Origin of the sequence: Nocardioides zhouii, from assembly GCF_004137345.1 — a bacterium.
Classification (GTDB): domain Bacteria; phylum Actinomycetota; class Actinomycetes; order Propionibacteriales; family Nocardioidaceae; genus Nocardioides; species Nocardioides zhouii.
Genome location: NZ_SDWV01000003.1, coordinates 164,909 through 184,739 on the forward strand (window position 1 = coordinate 164,909; position 19,831 = coordinate 184,739).

21 protein-coding genes and 1 tRNA gene are annotated in these 19,831 nt (G+C 70.5%); 16 read left to right on the plus strand and 6 right to left on the minus strand.

Annotated elements, in window-relative coordinates:
- Nucleotides 1-18: 18 nt before the first annotated feature.
- A complete protein-coding gene (locus EUA94_RS04045) occupies nt 19-678 on the plus strand; it encodes a potassium channel family protein (protein ID WP_242494663.1) in 660 nt (219 codons plus the stop codon).
- 61 nt (nt 679-739) lie between these two features.
- On the opposite strand, the gene EUA94_RS04050 is transcribed toward EUA94_RS04045, so the two are convergent.
- Both EUA94_RS04050 and EUA94_RS04055 read right to left on the minus strand, forming a co-directional pair.
- Entirely contained in the window at nt 740-1,105 is a 366-nt protein-coding gene (locus EUA94_RS04050; protein WP_129424944.1) for an MmcQ/YjbR family DNA-binding protein, read from the minus strand.
- 19 nt (nt 1,106-1,124) lie between these two features.
- Nucleotides 1,125-1,691: a hemerythrin domain-containing protein gene (locus EUA94_RS04055; RefSeq protein WP_129424946.1), complete on the minus strand. Its 567-nt coding sequence runs from the start codon at nt 1,689-1,691 to the stop codon at nt 1,125-1,127.
- Between the two features lie 81 nt (nt 1,692-1,772).
- Here EUA94_RS04055 and EUA94_RS04060 point away from each other — a divergent pair, with 81 nt between their 5' ends.
- The 3 genes from EUA94_RS04060 to EUA94_RS04070 all read left to right on the plus strand — a co-directional run bounded on the left by EUA94_RS04060 (nt 1,773) and on the right by EUA94_RS04070 (nt 3,818).
- Complete coding sequence (locus EUA94_RS04060; protein ID WP_207210386.1) at nt 1,773-2,297, plus strand: DUF1707 SHOCT-like domain-containing protein; 525 nt, start codon at nt 1,773-1,775, stop codon at nt 2,295-2,297.
- On the plus strand, nt 2,298-2,810 hold the full coding sequence (locus EUA94_RS04065; RefSeq protein ID WP_129424948.1) for a ribonuclease FAU-1 family protein: 513 nt from the start codon (nt 2,298-2,300) through the stop codon (nt 2,808-2,810).
- A gap of 93 nt (nt 2,811-2,903) precedes the next feature.
- Nucleotides 2,904-3,818, plus strand: a complete 915-nt coding sequence (locus EUA94_RS04070) for an NmrA family NAD(P)-binding protein (RefSeq protein ID WP_129424950.1) — start codon at nt 2,904-2,906, stop codon at nt 3,816-3,818.
- A 105-nt stretch (nt 3,819-3,923) separates the two neighbouring features.
- On the opposite strand, the gene uvrB is transcribed toward EUA94_RS04070, so the two are convergent.
- The gene (gene uvrB, locus EUA94_RS04075; protein WP_129424952.1) at nt 3,924-6,053 is read right to left on the minus strand and encodes an excinuclease ABC subunit UvrB; all 2,130 of its coding nucleotides are present in this window, start codon (nt 6,051-6,053) and stop codon (nt 3,924-3,926) included.
- Nucleotides 6,054-6,137: 84 nt separating this feature from the next.
- Here uvrB and EUA94_RS04080 point away from each other — a divergent pair, with 84 nt between their 5' ends.
- The 5 genes from EUA94_RS04080 (at nt 6,138) to EUA94_RS04100 (ending at nt 10,619) form a co-directional block, all read left to right on the plus strand.
- The gene (locus EUA94_RS04080; RefSeq protein ID WP_165356793.1) at nt 6,138-6,950 is read left to right on the plus strand and encodes an META domain-containing protein; all 813 of its coding nucleotides are present in this window, start codon (nt 6,138-6,140) and stop codon (nt 6,948-6,950) included.
- Between the two features lie 113 nt (nt 6,951-7,063).
- Nucleotides 7,064-7,876: an aminoglycoside phosphotransferase/kinase family protein gene (locus tag EUA94_RS04085; RefSeq protein WP_207210387.1), complete on the plus strand. Its 813-nt coding sequence runs from the start codon at nt 7,064-7,066 to the stop codon at nt 7,874-7,876.
- 16 nt (nt 7,877-7,892) lie between these two features.
- Entirely contained in the window at nt 7,893-8,108 is a 216-nt protein-coding gene (locus EUA94_RS04090) for a hypothetical protein (RefSeq protein ID WP_129424956.1), read from the plus strand.
- 37 nt (nt 8,109-8,145) lie between these two features.
- Nucleotides 8,146-9,390: a phospholipase D-like domain-containing protein gene (locus EUA94_RS04095; RefSeq protein ID WP_242494664.1), complete on the plus strand. Its 1,245-nt coding sequence runs from the start codon at nt 8,146-8,148 to the stop codon at nt 9,388-9,390.
- Nucleotides 9,387-10,619 (plus strand): MFS transporter, encoded by a 1,233-nt coding sequence (locus tag EUA94_RS04100; RefSeq protein WP_165356794.1) that lies wholly within the window; start codon nt 9,387-9,389, stop codon nt 10,617-10,619. The genes EUA94_RS04095 and EUA94_RS04100 overlap by 4 nt, the downstream gene beginning before the upstream one ends.
- Here EUA94_RS04100 and EUA94_RS04105 read toward each other — a convergent pair.
- Nucleotides 10,616-11,548 (minus strand): DNA-3-methyladenine glycosylase family protein, encoded by a 933-nt coding sequence (locus tag EUA94_RS04105; protein ID WP_129424960.1) that lies wholly within the window; start codon nt 11,546-11,548, stop codon nt 10,616-10,618. The two genes, EUA94_RS04100 and EUA94_RS04105, sit on opposite strands and share 4 nt — an antisense overlap.
- Before the next feature lie 52 nt (nt 11,549-11,600).
- Here EUA94_RS04105 and EUA94_RS04110 point away from each other — a divergent pair, with 52 nt between their 5' ends.
- Together EUA94_RS04110 and pepN are read left to right on the plus strand one after the other, a co-directional pair.
- Nucleotides 11,601-12,455: a tryptophan 2,3-dioxygenase gene (locus EUA94_RS04110; RefSeq protein ID WP_129424962.1), complete on the plus strand. Its 855-nt coding sequence runs from the start codon at nt 11,601-11,603 to the stop codon at nt 12,453-12,455.
- A 178-nt stretch (nt 12,456-12,633) separates the two neighbouring features.
- Complete coding sequence (gene pepN, locus EUA94_RS04115) at nt 12,634-15,066, plus strand: aminopeptidase N (RefSeq protein ID WP_129424963.1); 2,433 nt, start codon at nt 12,634-12,636, stop codon at nt 15,064-15,066.
- Nucleotides 15,067-15,070: 4 nt separating this feature from the next.
- Here the strand turns inward: pepN and EUA94_RS04120 are convergent.
- A tRNA-Gly gene (locus EUA94_RS04120) sits at nt 15,071-15,144 on the minus strand.
- A gap of 82 nt (nt 15,145-15,226) precedes the next feature.
- On the opposite strand from EUA94_RS04120, the gene EUA94_RS04125 reads away from it, so the two are divergent.
- A complete protein-coding gene (locus tag EUA94_RS04125) occupies nt 15,227-15,697 on the plus strand; it encodes a tRNA (cytidine(34)-2'-O)-methyltransferase (RefSeq protein ID WP_207210388.1) in 471 nt (156 codons plus the stop codon).
- 9 nt (nt 15,698-15,706) lie between these two features.
- Here EUA94_RS04125 and EUA94_RS22550 read toward each other — a convergent pair whose 3' ends face one another.
- Nucleotides 15,707-16,504 carry a resuscitation-promoting factor gene (locus EUA94_RS22550; protein WP_129424965.1) on the minus strand — a complete coding sequence of 266 codons (798 nt, stop codon included), beginning with the start codon at nt 16,502-16,504 and terminating at the stop codon, nt 15,707-15,709.
- 265 nt (nt 16,505-16,769) lie between these two features.
- Here EUA94_RS22550 and EUA94_RS04135 point away from each other — a divergent pair, with 265 nt between their 5' ends.
- The 4 genes from EUA94_RS04135 (at nt 16,770) to EUA94_RS04150 (ending at nt 19,830) form a co-directional block, all read left to right on the plus strand.
- A complete protein-coding gene (locus EUA94_RS04135) occupies nt 16,770-16,988 on the plus strand; it encodes a hypothetical protein (protein ID WP_129424967.1) in 219 nt (72 codons plus the stop codon).
- Nucleotides 16,989-17,131: 143 nt separating this feature from the next.
- Nucleotides 17,132-17,962: an SCO6745 family protein gene (locus EUA94_RS04140; RefSeq protein ID WP_129424969.1), complete on the plus strand. Its 831-nt coding sequence runs from the start codon at nt 17,132-17,134 to the stop codon at nt 17,960-17,962.
- 69 nt (nt 17,963-18,031) lie between these two features.
- Nucleotides 18,032-19,177: a sensor histidine kinase gene (locus tag EUA94_RS04145; RefSeq protein ID WP_129424971.1), complete on the plus strand. Its 1,146-nt coding sequence runs from the start codon at nt 18,032-18,034 to the stop codon at nt 19,175-19,177.
- Entirely contained in the window at nt 19,174-19,830 is a 657-nt protein-coding gene (locus EUA94_RS04150) for a response regulator (RefSeq protein ID WP_129424973.1), read from the plus strand. The genes EUA94_RS04145 and EUA94_RS04150 overlap by 4 nt, the downstream gene beginning before the upstream one ends.
- The last annotated feature ends 1 nt before the right edge of the window (nt 19,831 follow it).

Here is a 19,831-nt window from a genome sequence, read left to right on the forward strand (position 1 = left end):
TCCCTAGACTGCGTTGTCGTGACCACTCCGATCCGGCACCTCACCGCCCACCCGTCGGCGATGCTGCTCGGCGCGCAGCTGCTGCAGGTGCTGGCGTACCCCTTCCTGGGCGAGTCGCGTGTCGGCGGGGCGATCCTGGGGGTCATCGGGATGCTCGCCGTGGGGTCCGCGGTCCTCGCCGTGCGACGTACGCCGAACGTGAGCCGGGTCGTGTTCTTCCTGGGCGCGCCGACGATCGTCTTCACCCTGCTCGAGGCGACCTTCTACGAGAACAGCACGATCATCCTGGTGTCGGGCCTGCTGCACGCGCCGTTCTACTTCTACGTCTCGTACGCGATGCTGCGGTACCTGTTCCACGACGACGTCGTCACCACCGACGAGTACTACGCGACCGGTGCCGCCTTCACCGTGGTCGCGTGGGGCTTCACCTACCTCTTCGCAGCGGTGCAGGTGGTGTGGCCCGACTCCTACATCAACGCCGACGGCTTCGACCGGTCGTGGTTCGAGCTGCTCTACCTGTCGTTCTCCACGCTGACGAGCGTCGGGCTGTCGGACATCGTCGCTGTCGGCGAGCAGGCCAGGTCCCTGCTGATGGTGGAGATGATGGTGGGCGTCTTCTACATCGCCATGGTCGTCTCGCGCATGGTCGGGCTGACGATGATGCGGCGCCGCCGCTGAGGGTGGACCCCACCCCCGCGGGGTGTGCGGGGATGGCCACGTGAGCAGTGAGCGGGCCGGCTCAGGCGTCCCAGCCGTCGGGCCTGTCCCGCTTCGGCAGCCGGGACACGACGAGCCGGTAGGACTCCTGCACCGCCTCGACGAGCTCGTCGTCGGGGATGGCGCCGCCCAGCACGAGGTCGTTCCAACCCGAACGGCCGATGTACGCCATCACGCTCGCGTCGTGGGGATAGCGGTCGAGCCACTCGTCGGCGACCTCGCGGGTCGCTGCGGCCTTGACGCCGACCTTGTCGACACCGAGGAACGCGAAGATCTTGCCGCGCTGTCCCGCGCCGACCTTGAAGACCGGGTGCTCGTGGTCCCACGGATTGTCGGGCCAGGCGCCGGGGAAGCCGGCACACAGCTCCTGCACCTGCGTCACGTCCACCCGTCGCCCCTCACTCGGCTCAGTCGTCGGAGCCCTCGTCCTCCTCGTCGTCGAGGAGGCCTTCCCGCTCGGCAGCCTTCACGATCCGGCGGACGTTGTCGATCGCGCCGCAGTCGGCGTCGAGCTGCTGGTTGCGCTCGGTGGCGAAGGCCAGGCCGAGCTCGGCACGAACCTGCTCGCCGACGTCCTCGCGAGCCGGGTTGAGGATCGTGAGCTCCTCCTCGGTGAGGTGGTGGTTGATCACCTTGGCCAGCTCCTCCACCGCGTCGTCGAAGGCCTGCGTGTCGGTGCCCTTGAGCTCGAGCACCGCGAGCATCGCCTCGTGGCCCTCGGCGTGCTCCTCCTCGCCGTGCTCGGCCTCGTGCTCGGTGATCGCGTCCTTGCGCTGGAGCTTCGGGTAGACGTGCTTCTCCTCAGCCTCCGCGTGCGCCACGTGGAGGGCGGCCAGCGCCTTGCGTACGCCGTCGCGGTCCGAGGTGCTGTCGCGCAGGTCGCGCAGGAGGGTCTCGAAGCGGCGGTGGTCCTCGAGGATCAGGTCGATGACGTCGCCGGAGACCGGGCGACCGAGGTCGATGGGAGTGCTCATGCTCGCGAACCTAGCGAGCCGTTCCGACGACGGCACGCCACCCACATCCCGAGGGGTGGGGCGGGTGCCTACGATGGTCCGGTGCCAGGCATCGAGGTGTGGAGCCAGTTCGACCACGACCCGCGCATTGCCGCCAACACGACGATGCGCGCGTCGGACCGCGACCGCGCGGTCATCGAGACCGTGCTGGCCGACGCCTTCGCCGAGGGACGCATCACGCGAGCGGAGTACGACGAGCGCACCGACGCCGCGATGGCCAGTCGCACCCTCGGCGAGCTGATGCCCCTCGTCGACGACCTGCCGGTCGGCCGCGCCCAGCAGTCGAGCATCCCCGAGGAGGCGGTGCGCGCCTACGTCCAGGCCCGTCGCTCGGCGATCTGGGGCTTCCTGTCGGCCTCGCTGATCTGTTGGGTGATCTGGGTCGCGACCAGCTTCGGCGGCGACGGCTTCAACGCCCAGTTCCCCTGGCCGCTCTTCGTGATGCTCGGCACCGGGCTCAACGCCGGCCGGGTGGCGTGGCAGCGCGACGAGATCATCGAGGAGGAGACGCGCCGCCTGGAGAAGAAGGAGCGCAAGGAGCTCAAGCGGCGCGACGAGCTGGGCTGAGTGCGGATCTCCAAGCGCAAGTGGGCGCCGGCCACGTCGACCTTCGACGAGGCATTCAGCTGGCAGGTCGTTCCCCTGGGCGCCGATCGGCACGGCACGTGGCTGGGCTCGCGACGCGGCAACCCGGTGCGGCAACGCGACGGCCGCATCGAGCAGCAGCCGCACGACGCGGTCTGGCTGGTCGTCGAGGGCGCATGGTGGCTGACCGCCTTCTGGTTCACCGCGGAGACCGACCTCACCATCGACGTGTGCACACCGCCCGTGCTCGATGAGTCGACCTGGTCATTCACCGACCTCGAGCTGGACCTGTTCCGGGCGGCCGACGGCCGTGCCGGAATCGTGGACCAGGACGAGTTCGACCTGATCGCCGCGTCGGGCACGCTCAGCCAGCACGAGATCGAGACGGCTGAGACGACCGCGCGTGTACTGCTCCCGCTCGTCGAGCAGCGGTCCGAGCCTTTCGACGACACCGCGCTGGCCTGGCTGCGGATGCTCCGCGAGCTGGAGGCCTGACGCGGGGCAGGTCATGCCGGCTTTCGGTCCGCTCGTACTGTCGAGCCGGACGAGCACCTGCTCGTCGTCACCCAGCAGAACGAGGCCGTCACCATGCCCCAGCCCACGACCGCCATCGCAGGCGCGACCGGGGATCTCGGCGCCAGGATCACCCGCGCCCTGGTGGCGCGCGGAGCGTCCGTACGCGCGCTCGTACGCCACGACGCCGGACCCGAGGTGCTCCAGCAGGTGCGCGACCTGGGCGCCGAACCGGCCGTCGCCGATGTCTCGGACGTCTCGTCGATGGCGGAGGCCTGCCGCGGTGCCGACTGCGTCGTGTCCGCGCTCAACGGCCTGCGCGACGTGATCGTCGACCGGCAGAGCGTGCTGCTCGACGCCGCCGTCGCGGCGGGAGTACCGCGATTCATCCCGTCGGACTACTCCGCGGACTTCACCACCACGCCGCCCGGCGACAACCGCAACCTGGACCTGCGACGGGAGTTCATGGGCCGTGCCGACCGGGCGCCCATCCGGGTGACGTCGATCCTCAACGGCGCCTTCATGGACATGCTGGGTGCCGAGATGCCGATCATCCAGCCGCGGATCAAGCGGGTGCTCTTCTGGGAGGACAAGGACCAGCTCCTCGACTTCACCACCAAGGACGACGTCGCGGCCTTCACCGCTGCGGCCGCCCTGGACCCCACCACCCCGCGCGCGCTCCGCATCTCCGGGGACACCCTGAGCGTGCGAGACCTCGCCGGCACCCTGACCCGTACGACGGGCGATCGCTACCGGCCCCTGCGGGTGGGCAGCGTCACGAGTCTCAGCCTCCTGATCGGAGCGATCAGGACGGTCGCCCCTGCGCATGGCGAGGTGTTCCCGGCGTGGCAGGGCATGCAGTACACCCGCGACATGTTCTCGGGCCGCGTACAGCTCGGCTCGCTCGACAACGACCGCTACCCCGAGCTGACTTTCACGACGGTCGACGACAAGTTCACCCGGCGCGAGCTGGAGTCCGCTGCTCGCTAGGCCGGGTCTTCAGGTCGCCGGCGCTTGTGCGGTGCTTGTGACGCGTTTCCCGCACCACCATCACCGCGCAGCGGTAGTCGCTGGGCCTCGCTCAGCGCCCCCTCCTCACTTCGTCGCTTCCATCATCTGGCGCAGTTCCTTCTTGAGATCGCTGATCTCGTCGCGGAGGCGGGCGGCGACCTCGAACTGCAGCTCGGCAGCCGCGGTCCTCATCTGGTCGGTCAGCGCCTGGATGAGCTCGGCCAGGTCGCTGCTCGGGATGCCGGCGGTGTCGGGCATGTCCTTGTGGATCCTCGACAGGGCGGGCGTCGGCGACTTGCCGGCCTTCACGCCTCCCGCGCGACCCTTCTGACCGACGTCGGCCCAGGTGCGCAACAGCTCCTCGGTGTTCTCGTCCTCGCGGGCGAGCATCTCGGTGATGTCGGCGATCTTCTTGCGCAGCGGCTGGGGGTCGAGCCCGCGCTCGGTGTTGTAGGCGACCTGGATAGCCCGGCGACGGTTGGTCTCGCCGATCGCCATCTCCATCGACGGCGTGATCTTGTCGGCGTACATGTGGACCTGGCCGGAGACGTTGCGCGCTGCGCGGCCGATGGTCTGGATGAGCGACTTGTCGGAGCGCAGGAAGCCCTCCTTGTCGGCGTCGAGGATCGCGACCAGCGACACCTCGGGCAGGTCGAGGCCCTCGCGGAGCAGGTTGATGCCGACGAGCACGTCGTACTCCCCCATCCGCAGCTCGCGCAGCAGCTCGATGCGCCGCAGCGTGTCGACCTCGGAGTGGAGGTAGCGGGTGCGGATGCCGGCGTCGAGGAGGTAGTCGGTGAGGTCCTCGGACATCTTCTTGGTCAGCGTCGTGACCAGGACGCGCTCGTTCTTGTCGGTGCGCTCGCGGATCTCGTAGATGAGGTCGTCGATCTGGCCCTTGGTGGGCTTCACCACGACCTCGGGGTCGATCAGGCCGGTCGGGCGGATGATCTGCTGGACGGTGCCGTCGATGCCGCCGACCTTGTCGAGCTCGTAGTTGCCCGGGGTCGCGGAGAGGTAGATCGTCTGGCCGATGCGGTCGAGGAACTCCTCCCACCGCAGCGGGCGGTTGTCCATCGCGCTCGGCAGCCGGAAGCCGTGGTCGACCAGGTTGCGCTTGCGCGACATGTCGCCCTCGTACATCCCGCCGATCTGCGGCACGGCCACGTGGGACTCGTCGACCACGAGCACGAAGTCCTCGGGGAAGTAGTCGAGCAGTGTGTTGGGCGCGCTGCCGGGCTTGCGGCCGTCCATGTGCATCGAGTAGTTCTCGATGCCCGAGCACGAGCCGACCTGCCGCATCATCTCGACGTCGTACGTCGTGCGCATCCGCAGTCGCTGCGCCTCGAGCAGCTTGCCCTGCCTCTCGAACACCGCGAGCTGGTCGGCGAGCTCGAGCTCGATGCCCGTGATCGCCTTCTCCATGCGCTCGGGACCGGCGACGTAGTGGGTGGCGGGGAAGACGTGGAGCTCGGTGTCCTCGGAGATCACCTCGCCGCTGATCGGGTGGAGCGTCATCAGCCGCTCGATCTCGTCGCCGAAGAACTCCACGCGCACCGCGAGCTCCTCGTAGACCGGGAAGATCTCGAGGGTGTCGCCGCGCACCCGGAACGTGCCGCGGGTGAACGACATGTCGTTGCGGGTGTACTGGATCTCAACCAGCCGGCGGAGCACCGAGTCGCGGTCGTGCTCCTCGCCGACCTTGAGCCGCAGCATCCGGTCGACGTACTCCTGCGGGGTGCCGAGGCCGTAGATGCAGGACACTGTCGAGACCACGATCGTGTCGCGGCGGGTGAGCAGGCTGTTGGTCGCGCTGTGGCGCAGCCGCTCGACCTCCTCGTTGATCGAGGAGTCCTTCTCGATGTAGGTGTCGGTCTGGGGGACGTAGGCCTCGGGCTGGTAGTAGTCGTAGTAGGAGACGAAGTACTCGATCGCGTTGTCCGGGAACAGCTGGCGCAGCTCGTTGGCGAACTGCGCGGCGAGCGTCTTGTTGGGCTGGAGCACCAGCACCGGACGCTGGACCTGCTCGGCCACCCAGGCAACCGTCGCGGTCTTGCCGGTGCCGGTCGCGCCGAGCAGCACGATGTCCTGCTCGCCGCCCTGGATGCGCTCGACGATGTCCTCGATCGCGGCCGGCTGGTCGCCGGAGGGCGAGTAGTCGGAGACCACCTTGAAGGGGGCCACCCGGCGCTGGAGATCGGTGACTGGACGCATGCGTCGAGCCTACGGGCAGCCACCGACAGCGACCCGTTCGCCGATCGTGACCCGGGCATGATCCGTGAGGTGCACACTCACGGCATGGGGGTACGACAGGGTCTCGGCGCGGTGGCGCTCGTGTTCGGGTTGGCGGTCGCCGGAGGCTCGGCCGCCGGGGGTGAGGCGGACGTCGACCTGGGCGGCACCTGGGTGCTCGTGGCCGGTCGGACGGCCGCAGGTCCGCTCGCGGTGAGTAGGTACGCCCACGTCACCCTGACTTTCGACGCCGACAACCTGGGTGGCAAGGGGGCATGCAACGACTACGGCGCCGACTACGAGCTCGACGGCCACTCCTTCGACGTCATCGGCCCCGGCATCGAACAGACCTCCATGGGCTGCAGCGAGGAGCAGGAGGCACTGGACTCTGCGTACTTCTCAGCGCTCACCGGGGCCGATGCCGTCGCCCGAGACGGCGACACCCTGACCATGACCGGCGAGGACGTCGAGCTCGAGCTGCGACTCGTGGCGCCGTGGCCGCGGGCCGAGGTCGTCGACAAGCTGTGGCGGCTCGCCACCTGGACCGACGACGCTGGCGTCGTCCACCGGCCGGCGTGGAAGCCCGGACTGCGACCGTTCATCCGGTTCGACGACAACGGGGGTGCCAGCGGTCGCATCTCCGCCAGCACCGGCTGCCGGGTGCTGGAAGGTCGCTGGCGGATGTCGCGCGGCGCCCCGTACATCGCCCGCGCGGAATGGCGCGGCGACTGCCCCGACCGGCTGATGGACCAGGAGATGGCAATCAACAGCGTGCTGTCCGAGCCGGTCCTCGACGTGCGCACCGGGGACCGTGGTCCGAAGCTGGTCATCCGCTACGCCCACGTCAACGGTCCGGCCAAGGTCGTCTACCGCCACTGACCGCCCGGCGCGTCGGACGACCAGAAGTCTGCCGACCCACGCCCGGCCAGGCTCAGCCCCCGGGCCGTCGTACGACTTTGTCCTGTCCGACGCGCCGGTCCTACGCTCGCGTCATGCTCTCGGACGACGGAAGGCCCTCGGACCGCGTGCTCGACCTGTTCGCCGCGGAGGGCGTGCTCGAACGCCTCGCCGGCGGGCGGGGCACGACCTGGCGCGCCGGCGATCTCGTGCTCTCCCCCGTCGACGGCTCGGCCCAGCTCGCCTGGCTCGCGCCGGTGCAGGCCAGGCTCGCGGTGCGGCTCGACGAGGAGGTGCCTCGTTCGCTCCGGCTCACCCTGCCCGTCCCGGCCCGCGACGGCCGCCTGGTGGTCGACGGCTGGGCGGCCACCCGCTTCGAGCACCGTACGACGCCGTGTCACGACCTCGCGACCCTGCGGGCGACGGCCCATCTCCTGCACGCCCGGCTGGCGAGCGTCGTCCCCGAGCGACCCGCCGCGCTCGACGCGCGGACGGACCAGTGGGCGGTGGCCGAGCGGCTGGCGTACGACGGCGCCGCCGCCGCGCGAGCCGCACAGGGCCGGCCCGAGCCCGGGTTCGCCGACCTCGCCGCCGCGCTCGTGGCCGGGCTCGACGACACCGACCTGGGCCGCGAGCAGGTCGTGCACGCCGACCTCGCAGGCAACGTGCTCCTCGATGCGACCGGCGTACCGCTCGTGATCGACTTCTCGCCCGCCTGGCGGTCGCCGCTCTGGGCCGAGGCGGTCTGCGTCCTCGACGCGGTCCTGTGGCTCGGCGCTCCGCCCGAGGCGCTCGACGAGTGGCGCTCCGGCGCGCACCGGCACGCGATGCTGCGCGCCGCGCTCTTCCGGGTGTTCTCCGACCAGCCGTGCGACGTCGCGCGCTACGCCGCCCTCGGTCTCACCTGAGCCCTAGGCTGCAGGTATGGAGAGCGACGGGGAGCCGGCCCACCGGAGCGGGCGTACGTCGACGGTGGTCCTGGGTGTGCTCTGGGCGATCCTGGGCGCGTGGCTCATCTCGTCCGGTGACACCGGGCCGGGAGTCGGGATGCTCCTCCTCGCTGGGGCGTACGGCTTGGCTTTCGTGTCGCCGCGCGTCGAGGCGTTCATGTACACCCCGATCTTCCGCAGGAAGAAGTGAGCGGCGACCGCTGGCCCGTGCTGGCTAGATTGTGCGCGTGACCGTCGCCCGCATGCTGACCGCCGCGCGACGGACTGCGTTGGGGCTGCTCGGGCTCCAGCTCACGGTCGCCATCGCGCTGTCCCTCGTCGACTCCTACCGGCGCCGCGGCAAGAAGCCCAAGGCGTTCCCGGTCACCGAGCCGGAGACCGTGCCGGTGGGCGGCGGGATGATCACGACGTACACCTTCGGGCGCGACCTCTACGACGACATGCTGGCCGCGATCGACGGCGCCAAGAAGCAGATCCTCTTCGAGACCTACATCTGGAAGGGCGACGAGATCGGGTGGAAGTTCAAGACCGCCCTGACCGCCGCAGCCGATCGTGGCGTCGACGTCCACTGCATCTACGACGGCTTCGCCAACGTGGTCGTCTCCCCCGCCTTCAAGCGCTTCTCCCCCTCGCTCAAGGTGATGCGCTACCCGATCTGGAACGCCGGCATCAAGTTCTGGGACCTGCGCCGCTACGGCCGCAACCACCGCAAGCTGCTGGTCGTCGACGAGGAGGTCGCCTTCCTCGGCGGCTACAACATCGGCTCGGCGTACGCCACCGAGTGGCGCGACACGCACGTACGGATCAGCGGTCCGGGCGTGTGGGACCTCAAGCGCGCGTTCGCGGACTTCTGGAACCTCAACCGGCGTCGGCGGCTCACCCGCAGTGAGCGGCCGCTGCTCATCGAGACCGCGTCCGAATGGGACCCGCAGATCCGCATCCACCGCAACATCCCGCGGCAGTGGACCTTCCCGATCCGGAGCATGTACCTCGAGGCGATCAACCGCGCGAGCCGCAACATCTGGCTGACCACGGCCTACTTCCTGCCCGACCAGGACTTCGTCGACTCGCTCGCCGACGCGGCGCTGCGCGGGGTCGACGTACGCATCCTGCTGCCGCTGAAGTCCAACCACATCGTGGCCGACTGGATCTCCCGCGGCTACTACGGCCAGCTGCTCGCGGCGGGCGTACGCATCCTGCGGTTCAAGGACGCGATGGTGCACGCCAAGACGGCCACCATCGACGGCAGCTGGGCGACCGTCGGCACGGCGAACATCGACCGGCTCAGCCTGCAGGGCAACTACGAGATCAACCTCGAGGTGATCGACCCCGACTTCGCGGCCGTGATGGAGCGGGTCTTCCGCAACGACGAGACCAACTGCCTCGAGCTGACCTTCGACGAGTGGCAGGCGCGCGACCTCAACCGGAAGTTCACCGAGAGCTTCCTCGCACCACTCCGCCCGCTGCTGTGAGCGGCCGGCTCTCCCCGCTGGGGGCGCCGGCCTTCCGGTGGTTCTTCATCGGGCAGGTCGTCAACCGGGCCGGATCCTCGATGGCGGGAGTGGCGCTGGCCTTCGCGGTCCTCGACATCGAGGACTCCGCGTCCGCCCTCGGGTGGGTGGTCGCGGCGTCGAGCGTGCCGACGGTCGTCTTCATGCTGCTGGGCGGCGCGATCGCCGACCGGATGCCGCGCGCCCTCGTGCTGCGCGGCTGCAACCTCGTCCAGGGAGTCGTGCAGGCACTCACGGCAGCCCTGGTCATCAGCGGGCACGCGGAGATCTGGCACCTCGTCGTCCTCCAGGCCGTGGCCGGCACCGTCTTCGCCGTGAGCTATCCCGCGTTCCTCGGGATGGTCCCGATCCTCCTGCCGCCCGAGGAGCGCAAGGCCGCCTTCCTGCTCATCGGCCAGGCCACGAGCGCGGTCGGCATCCTCGGACCGGCGATCTCGGGCGTCCTCGTGGCCACCGCGGGTCCGGGAGCGGCGCTGGCGATCGACGCTGCGACCTATCTGGTCGCAGCCGGCCTCCTCCTGCTCGTACGCCTCCCGCCGGGCGACCGCAGCCAGGCCAAGGCCAGCGTGATCGGCGACTTCGTCGCCGGTTGGTCGTACGCCCGGCAGCTGGGCTGGGTCATCCCGGGGGCGTCGTGCGCCCTCGTGTTCAACGCGCTCGTGAGCGGCGGCATCTACGTCCTCGGGCCCGTGATCGCCAACGACACCATCGGCAGCGAGGGCTGGGGCCTGGCCGGATCTGCGCAAGCGGTGGGCGTCTTCGTGGCCGCCTTCTTCCTCGCCAAGGCCAAGCTGACCAGGCCGATGAAGGCGATCATGGGCGCCTTCGTCCTCTGGTGCCTGCCGATGCTGGTGCTCGGCACCCACGTGAACATCTGGCTCCTCACGGCGTCCTTCGTCGTCGCCGGTGCAGCCCTGAGCCTGCTCGACCTCTCGTGGAACATGCTGGTGCAGGAGAAGGTGCCCGAGGCGATGCTCTCGCGGATCATGGCGATCGACGGGTTCTTCTCGTTCGTCGCCAACCCCATCGGCCAGGTGGCCGTGGGTCCGCTCGCCGGCGCCTTCGGCGCGAGTCGCGTGCTGATCGGCTTCTTCGCGATCGCCGTCCTCGTCGCCTGCTTCGCCCTCACCCGGCGCGTGCTCACCGACCTCACGCTGACCGGTGCGCCGCCGCCCGAGCTGTCGGGCTAACGCGTCGGGAGGTGCGTCGGGATGCTCATCCGCGGGCCACGTCGCGGCCGCGACTGGCCGCCGGCGATCGCCATCGCGGCGGCGCGACCGCGCTGCGGGCGATAGGGCTCGAGCAGCTCGCCCATCTCGTCGTCGGTGATGTCGTGGCCGACCAGCGCCCAGCCGACCCAGTTGGCGAGGTGGTAGTCGCCGAAGCTGACTGCATCGGCGTCGCCGAGGGCCCGCATGCGCACCTCGGCGCTGGTCCACACCCCGATCCCGCGGACCGTACGCAGCCGCGTGTCCGCCTCCTCGGCCGACACCTGGCTGACCCGCTCCAGCGACGGCGCGAGCCGGCAGGCGGTGACCATGGTCCTCGACTGCGCGGGTTGTACGCCGAGCCGCAGCCACTCCCACGACGGGATCGCCGCGATCGTCGCCGGGGTCGGCTGGAGCATCAGGCGCAGCGCCGCGACCGGACCGGGGGCGGGCTCCCCGTGACGGCGGACGAGCTCGCGGAACGAGCCGAACGCCTGCTTGCCGGTTACCTTCTGCTCGAGGATCGACGGCACCAGTGACTCCATCACCAGGCCGGTGCCACCGATGCGCCAGTGTCCGTGGCGTCGGATCCCTTCGGCGACCTGCGGGTGGTGGGCGACGAAGCCGGACGGGTCGTCGTCGGCACCGAGCAGGGCGGGCAGCCGGTCGAGCGCCCACTCCGCACCCGGTCCCCACGCGCGGGCGTGCACGTCGCCGGTCGACGGCCGGGCCTGGACGCACAGCGACGCCGGCCCCGTCGGCGTACGCAAGGCGCGCCAGATGCGGCCGGCGTCGTCCTCGCGCTGGGTCGGGTCACCGGCGCCGCGTCGCTGCGGGCGCAGCACCTGCGCGACCGAGCACGGCCAGTCGGGCACCCACGTGCGGGTCTGCTCGCCGGTCGTGAGGGCCATGGTGCGACGGTAGACGAGGCCACCGACCGCTCTGGCAGATAGGTTGCCAGCCATGGCCGAAACTCCGAACCAGCGCGACCTCGAGGACGGCATCCAGCGGGACTTCTCGCGGTCGATGTCCTACGGCGACTACCTCCGCCTCGACACCCTGCTCGCGGCCCAGCAGCCCCTGTCGGACCCACCGCAGCACGATGAGCTGCTCTTCATCATCCAGCACCAGACCAGCGAGCTCTGGCTCAAGCTGATGATCCACGAGCTGCGTTCGGCCCGTGCCCTGCTGCGCAGCGACGACCTCTCCCCCGCCCTCAAGCGGACGGCGCGGATCAAGCACATCCTGCACACGCTCACCGACCAGTGGTCGGTGCTCGCGACACTGACGCCGAGCGAGTACGCGGAGATCCGGCCGTTCCTCGCGACCAGCTCGGGCTTCCAGTCCGCGCAGTACCGCGAGGTCGAGTTCCTGCTCGGCAACAAGAACCCCGACATGGTCGACGTCTTCTCCCACGACGAAGCCGCCCGCACCACGCTCGCCGAGCTGCTGCACGAGCCGTCGCTCTACGACGAGTTCCTCGCCCACCTGGCCCGGCAGGGGTACGCCGTCCCGCTGCGGCTGCTCGACCGCGACTGGTCGCAGCCCCGCACGTCCGACTCCGAGCTGGTCGATCTCTTCGCGTCCGTGTACGCCGCACCCGCCGAGCACTGGGGCGTGTACGAGACCTGCGAGGAGCTCGTCGACGTCGAGGACGCCTTCCAGCAGTGGCGCTTCCGCCACCTCCAGGTCGTGCAGCGCGTCATCGGCCACAAGGTCGGCACCGGCGGCTCGTCGGGCGTCGACTTCCTGCGCCGGGCGCTCTCGCTCACGTTCTTCCCGGAGCTGTACGAGGTGCGGACGCGGATCGGGGAATGACCCGGGCGTGCGTCGCTTGGGTCCGAGTTTGATCGTGGATGCCGCGAGCAGACTTCGACCCAGACCGGCGGTCTCCAGCACTCGGCCTCCGTTGAGCAAGGCACGTCGACCTAGGCTGCGTACGTCGCTCGTCTCGGGCGAAGTCCGCAGCACCCGACCTCGAGTGAGGACCACGCCCGTGCCCGTCCGCAGCCTTCGGCAGGAGGAGGCCGTCGAGCGCGCGGCCCTCCTGTCGGTCACGTCGTACGACATCGCCATCGACCTCACCGGACTGGTCGACGGTCCTGACTTCCGGGCCGTCAGCACGATTCGCTTCACGGCCGCGGCGGGAGGATCGACGTTCGTCGACTGCTGCGCCCAGGTGGAGTCGGCCACGCTCAACGGCGAGCCGCTGCCCGCGGCCGAGGAGGGTCGGATCGCCCTCGCGGACCTGAGGCAGGACAACGTGCTGGTGATCGCCACGGTGCAGAGCGACACCACCCACGGGCGCGGCGTGCACCGCGCGGTGGACCCGGCCGACAAGAACGTCTACCTGTGGACGTCCTTCGAGCCCGACGAGGCGCGCTACGCGTGGGCCTGCTTCGACCAGCCCGACCTCAAGGCGCCCCACGCCTTCACCGTCACCGCACCGGCCACGTGGACCGTGGTCAGCAACTCGGGGGACCCGGCGATCGAGCACGTCGACGAGGGGCGGAGGTGGACGTTCGAGCCCACGCCGCCGCTGTCGACGTACAACCCGGTCGTGGTGGCCGGCCCCTTCGTGGAGGTGCGCCGGGAGGCGGACGGCTACGACCTCGGTCTGTACGCCCGGCAGACGCTGGCCTCCGCGCTGGAGCGCGACGCCGAGCAGCTGTTCACCCTCACCGCCCAGGGCCTGGCGTTCTTCGGCGAGCGGTTCGGCATGCCCTTCCCGCAGCGCAGCTACGACCAGGTGTTCCTGCCCGAGTTCGGCGGCGCGATGGAGAACTACGGCTGCGTCACCTGGGCCGACAGCATCCTGCAACGCCACGAGCCGACCACCAGCGAGTGGCAGGTCTTCGCCAACGTGCTGCTGCACGAGATGGCGCACATGTGGTTCGGCAACATCGTGACGATGCGCTGGTGGGACGACCTCTGGCTCAACGAGGCCTTCGCCGAGTTCGCCTGCATGTGGGCGGCCGAGCGGGCCACCGCCTACGGCGACACGGCTGCCAACAACCTGGTGGGCGACAAGCTGGCCGCCTACCTCGCCGACCAGGGGCCTGCCTCGCACCCCATCCGCCAGCCGGTGGCCACCGTGGCCGACGCCGAGTCGATCTTCGACTCCATCACCTACCCCAAGGGCGCGGCGGTGCTCAAGCAGCTCATGCACTTCGTGGGCGAGGACACCTTCTCGACCGGCATGAGCGCCTACTTCGCCGAGCACGCCTGGGGCAACACCACCCTCGACGACCTCGTCGCATCGCTGGAGCAGGCGAGTGGTCGAGACCTCCAGCCCTGGCGCATCGCCTGGCTCGAGACCGCCGGCGTCGACCGGCTCGGCATCGAGCACACGGCCGACGGCCTGGTGCTCACCGCCCATGGCGCCCACGGGGCGCCGCACCCGCAGGTCGTGGGCGTGGGCGCCTACCGCCGTACGGGCAACGTACTCGAGCAGGTCGGCTCGACCATGGTGGAGGTGGACGGTGAGCGCACCGCCGTCGAGGGCCTGCCCCAGGCCGACCTCTACCTCGTGAACCACGACGACACGACGTTCGCCACCAGCCGGCCCGACGCCGCGGGTCGCGAGGTGCTCATCAATCATCCGTCGGGCCTGCCCACCACCCTCGCGCGCGCCGTGGCGATGGCGACGGTGTGGGACATGCTGTCCAGCGGCGAGGCCACGGCAGCCGAGGTCGTGGGCGCGTACACCGACGTCCTGACGGTGGAGACCGTCGAGACCGTCGTCGAGCCGTGCCTCGAGCATGCCTTCGCAGCCGCCCAGCGGTGGGCACCCGAAGCTGAGCGGGTCGGCCTCGAGGCGCAGGTGGCGGCCGCCGCACGGCACCTGGTCGACACCGGGGTCTCGCGGCAGTCAGCACTGCGCATCCTGGCTCGTACGGCGACCGGTGCGGACGACCTCGCCCGGTTGCGCGAGCAGGTGGGCGACGACGTCGACCTGCAGTGGTACGTCCTCCAGCGCCGGGCCGAGCTCGGCGACGTGGACACCGACGCCGTGAATGCCCTGGAGGGGCGCGACCCCGACCCCGACGCGTGGATCCGCGGACTCTGTGTGCGCGCGAGCTCCCCGACTGCACAGGCGAAGGACGAGGCGTGGGCCGCGATGGTGGAGCGCACCGCGCCCATCCAGAACGTCAGCCAGATCTCGGACGCGTTCTGGCGCCCCGGCCAGGACGACGTGCTGACGCCGTACGCCGAGCGCTACGTCGCGGCGCTGCCGAGCCTTCACGAGGGCGGGATGATCCCCGGCCTGGCGCTCTCGTTCGTGCTCTTCCCCGTGTTCGCGATCGACGAGGCGTGGGTGGACCACGCCCGCGAGGTCGCAGCCGCCGACGCCGCACCCGTCGTGGTGGGCTCGCTCACCGAGCGCTCCGAAGAGGTGCTGCGGATGCTGCGCGCGAGGTCGCTGTGAGAAGTGGAGCGGACGCGAGGATTTGAACCTCGACCATCTCCCTGGAAGGGAGCCGTGCTGCAACTACACCACGTCCGCATGGCCAGGATCTTGCGAGCCTGACAGGTGACAAGTGTGCACCACTCCCGCGAGCGGGACGGTGCCGGGCTAGTTTGACGCCGTGTTCCACGTGATGTTCCTCGAGCCCCGGATCCCGCCCAACACGGGCAACGCGATCCGGCTCGCGGCGGCGACGGGCGTGACCCTGCACCTGGTCGAGCCCCTCGGCTTCGACCTGTCCGAGCCCCAGCTGAGGCGCGCGGGCCTCGACTACCACGACCTGGCCACGGTGGAGGTGCACGCCGACCTCGACGCGGCCCTCGCCAGCCCCGCGCTGGCCGGATCGCGGGTGTTCGCCTTCACCGCGCACGCGACCCGCTGGCACACCGACGTCGAGTTCGAGCCGGACGACGTGCTGCTGTTCGGACCGGAGCCGACCGGGTTGCCGCCCGAGGTGCTGGACCACGAGCGGGTCACCGATCGGCTCCGGATCCCGATGGTCCCAGGACGCAGGTCGCTCAACCTGGCGAACTCAGCGGCCGTCGTGACCTACGAGGCCTGGCGTCAGCACGGCTTCCCGGGAGCCCAGTAGCAACCAGCCTCAGAGCAGGCGACCGCACGTAGGCCACGGGGAGCGCCCGCGCTGCTGGAAGAGCAGCTTGGCCCGGTACGTCTGCTCGGCTGCGGAGGCGTTGGTGGGGAGGCCGGAACCGCCGACGCTCCCCCACGTGCCGAGGTCGAACTGGTAGAGCCCGTAGTAGCCGGCCGGGTTGACCGCGTTCGGGTTGCCGCCTGACTCGCAGTTGGCGAGAGCGCCCCAGTTGAGGCCGTCGGCGCCGGGCACGGAGTACGCCTCACGGCCCACGAGCACGCGGCGGGCGCGCGGCTCCTGGACGAGCTTCCGCTTGATCACGCGGTACTTCACGGGCTCGTCATTGTGGAGCGTCTGGATCGCGACGACCTTGCGGACGCCCGCGCGACCCGTGCTGACGACCTTGCGCTCGCCGGGCTCGAGCTTCGTCGTGAACAGCTCGACGGTGCCCTTGCGGACCTTGCTGAGCTTGGTCTTGCGCTCCTTCACGACCTCCGTCAGGCGTACGACGTCGCCCTCACGCAGCCGCTTGCGGTCTCCCGAGACCTCGTCCCCGTCGCGCAGCACGTCGACCAGGTCGTTGCCGTCGACCGGCACGCCGTACGCCTCGAGCACCTGGCCGGGCCACGTCTGGGGCGTGGTGGCGACCTCGACGGGAGCCGCGTCGGCCACCTTGAGGCGTACGTCGACGGCGTCATCCTGCGCGACGGCGCTACCGGGCACGAGGGTGAGCGCGAGCGCTGCTGCGGCGATGCCGGCAGAGAATCGCGGACGGGTGAACAGGGCGGGTGTGGTGGTGGCACGCATGTGCTTCGGACCTCACGGGGGTGTCGGGGCACGCCTCGGCGGCGTTCGGACGCGACGCCGTCGGTGGGCGTCGAGGCCGCGGCACGCATCCGCCTCGCGATGGGAGGCGCCTCGGTGAGGAGCGGTGCCTGCGGCATCTCCACCAGAACACGATCGCGGCGGGCATGTCGAATCACGAACCTGCTCTCGAGGTGCATCCAGTGACGCCTCTCACACGGAGAAGGGGTCAGAGGGTGACCCGCACCCGCCCACGAAGGGATGTCCCATGAAGCGCATGCTCGTTGCTGGTTCCATCGCCGCTCTCGCCCTGCTCGGTTCGGCCGGCGCCGCCCAGGCCGCTCCCTCCGACGCGGCGTGCTTCGGCGGGATCCACAAGGCCATCAACACCGCCGACGCCCTCGGCCTGGAGAACGTGGGCCAGCTGGTGAAGGCCGTGGGCGGCCAGGCCAAGAACGCCGCCGCCACCGGTCTCTGCGGCGGCTGACGCCCAACCCCGATCGGCGAAGGGCGTCCTGGTCCCCTGGCCGGGGCGCCCTTCGTCTTGTCACAGGTGTCGTATCGCCCCCTACCCGTTCGTCGTACTGGTGGAGGCCCCACCATGGGGCCTGAACGACGAGGAGACGACTGATGACGCACGCACCCGTGGCCCGCAGGATGTTCGACCTCACCGAACCGATCGCGCTGGTCAACTTCTTCTCCGACGAGCCGAACGAGGCGATGGCGGCGCTCGGCTTCCGGGGCTACTGGGACGGCTACTTCGCCGGTCGCTCCGCGCCACTGGGCGTGGTCCCGGCCGAGGTCGTCGACGCTGCCTTCTACAACTTCGCACCCGGTGAGGTCGCCCGCCATGTCCCGAAGGTCTGGGCGACCACCACCCCGGAGGCCGCGCACGCTGCCCGGCAACAGGGATGCGTCGCCGCGCTGGTGCGGATCCTCGGCGACCTCGTCGGCACCCCCGGCCTGTCGCGCGCGGCCGACCTCCTCACCCTGGCTGCGGTGAGCGCGCCCGTCGAGGGACGCGTGATGTACGCCGCCCTCCGCGCGCTCCCGATCCCCGACGAGCCGGTCGCCCGGCTGTGGCACGCGGCCAACATGCTGCGCGAGCACCGCGGAGACGGTCACATCGTCGCGCTGATGGCCGAGCAGATCGACCGGACCGAGGCCCACGTGCTCCTCGCCCTCGACATGGGGATCCACCCGGCCGAGACGTTCGGGCGGATCCACCACCTCCCGGCGAGCTATCTCGCGTCGGTGATGGACGGTCTGCGCTCGCGCGGGCTGGTGGACGCGTCTGGTCTCTTCACCGACGCAGGGCGCGCCTCCAAACACCTGATCGAGTCCCTGACCGACATCCTCGCCGAGCCGCCGTACGCCGTGCTGGGCCCCGTCGAGCTCGACGACCTGATCGCCTCGCTCGAGCCGATCGCGGCAAGGTTGCAGGAGACGGGATCGCGCTAGCTGCCGACCCGGAGCCGGATCGGCCTTTCGGCCGAGCCCCTGGCGGTGCTCCATCCCTACGCTGAGGGGGTGAGCAACCCACTGCGGTCCCTCCTGGAGGAGCCCCGGCCCTCGCCCCCGCCGGTCCGGGTGTGGCGGGACTGGGCCCTGCTCGCGGTCGTGTTGTTCTTCGGGGTGCTGGAGGGTGTCCTGCGTGACGACCTGTCGCTGCCGTGGCTGGCGGTGGTGGTGACGGTCGGACTGACGCCGGTGCTGCTGTGGCGACGCACCCATCCGCTCGCGATGGTCGTGACGGCCTTCGGCGTGGTCACGGTCATTGACCTGTGCTTGATCACCTTCGGTGCGCCGGCGCTCGACGTCTACACGATGCTCTACTTCCTGCTGCTGGCCTACGCACTCGTCCGATGGGGTTCCGGGCGGGAGGCGGTCGCGGGACTGGCGGTGATCCTGTTCTCCGGCACGGTGGCGTTCATCGGGAGCTGGACCGGGATCGGCGACGCCATCGGCGGGGTCGGGATCCTGATGTCCGCCTTTGCCCTGGGGTGGGCGGTCCGTTCCCAGCACGGTGCCCGGGAGCGACGGCTGGAGCAGGTGAAGTCGGACGAGCGGGTCCTGTTGGCGCGCGAGCTGCACGACACTGTGGCGCACCATGTTTCTGCGATCGCCATCCAGGCACAGGCGGGTCGCGCGCTCGCGGCGACCAACCCCTCGTCGCCGCTCGAGGCGCTGGAGGTGATCGAGGTGGAGGCGTCGCGCACGCTCGCGGAGATGCGGGCGATGGTCCGCGTGCTGCGCAACGGGGCACCGGTCGACTACGCCCCGCAGCCCGGTGTCGCCGACCTCGAGCGGCTGGCCGGTGCCTCGCCTGCCGGGCCGCGGGTGGCGATCAGCGTCTCGGGTGACCTCGCCGCCCTGCCGGCTGCGATCGACGCCGCTGTCTTCCGGATCGCCCAGGAGGCGGTCACCAATGCCCGGCGCCACGCCCGGAACGCCACCGTGATCGACGTACGTGTGGTCGGCGACCGGTCGATGGTCAACCTCGTCGTCCGCGACGACGGTGATCCGCGTCCGGCCGACCCCGCCCCCGAGGCGGGTTTCGGGCTCACCGGGATGGTGGAGCGCGCGCTGCTCCTGGGGGGCGTGTGCCAGGCGGGTCCCGGCCCCGGCCGCGGCTGGGCCGTCACCGCGACACTGCCGCGCACGGTGCCGGCGTGAGCATCCGGGTGGTGGTCGCCGACGACCAGGACCTCGTCCGGACCGGACTGCGGCTGATCCTCGGCACCCTGGACGGCATCGAGGTCGTCGGGGAGGCGCGCGACGGGCAGGAGGCGGTGCGGCTGGCTCGCGAGCTCCGTCCCGACGTGTGCCTGATGGACATCCGGATGCCCGTCCTCGACGGCGTCGAGGCGACGCGCCTGCTGGCCGGACCGGGCGTCGAGCACCCGATCGCGGTCGTCGTGATCACCACTTTCGACCTCGACGAGTACGTGCACGGCGCGCTGTCGGCCGGCGCCACCGGCTTCCTGCTGAAGGACGCCGGCCCCGAGCTGCTCGGCGAGGCGATCCGGGCGGCGACCCGGGGTGACTCGCTCATCTCGCCCAGCATCACCCGCCGGCTGCTGTCGACGTTCGCGGGCTCGGGTCGGTCATCGCCTCCCGTCCAGCCCATCGACCCGCTCACCGAACGCGAGGAGCAGGTGCTGCTCACCATCGCGCGGGGTCGTACGAACGCGGAGATCGCCGCCGAGCTGCACATCAGCCTCAGCACGGTGAAGACCCACATCGGCAGCCTCATGGCGAAGCTCGGTGCCCGCAACCGGGTGGAGATCGCGATGTGGGGGTACGAGACCGGCCGCGTCCGGGACTAGG

Coding starts and splice junctions, on each gene's coding strand:
- EUA94_RS04055 (WP_129424946.1), bottom strand. CDS start 1,691: ATGAGCACTCCCATCGACCTCGGTCGCCCGGTCTCCGGCGACGTCATC.
- EUA94_RS04070 (WP_129424950.1), top strand. CDS start 2,904: ATGCCCCAGCCCACGACCGCCATCGCAGGCGCGACCGGGGATCTCGGC.
- uvrB (WP_129424952.1), bottom strand. CDS start 6,053: ATGCGTCCAGTCACCGATCTCCAGCGCCGGGTGGCCCCCTTCAAGGTG.
- EUA94_RS04080 (WP_165356793.1), top strand. CDS start 6,138: ATGGGGGTACGACAGGGTCTCGGCGCGGTGGCGCTCGTGTTCGGGTTG.
- EUA94_RS04085 (WP_207210387.1), top strand. CDS start 7,064: ATGCTCTCGGACGACGGAAGGCCCTCGGACCGCGTGCTCGACCTGTTC.
- EUA94_RS04090 (WP_129424956.1), top strand. CDS start 7,893: ATGGAGAGCGACGGGGAGCCGGCCCACCGGAGCGGGCGTACGTCGACG.
- EUA94_RS04105 (WP_129424960.1), bottom strand. CDS start 11,548: ATGGCCCTCACGACCGGCGAGCAGACCCGCACGTGGGTGCCCGACTGG.
- EUA94_RS04110 (WP_129424962.1), top strand. CDS start 11,601: ATGGCCGAAACTCCGAACCAGCGCGACCTCGAGGACGGCATCCAGCGG.
- EUA94_RS22550 (WP_129424965.1), bottom strand. CDS start 16,504: ATGCGTGCCACCACCACACCCGCCCTGTTCACCCGTCCGCGATTCTCT.
- EUA94_RS04135 (WP_129424967.1), top strand. CDS start 16,770: ATGAAGCGCATGCTCGTTGCTGGTTCCATCGCCGCTCTCGCCCTGCTC.
- EUA94_RS04140 (WP_129424969.1), top strand. CDS start 17,132: ATGACGCACGCACCCGTGGCCCGCAGGATGTTCGACCTCACCGAACCG.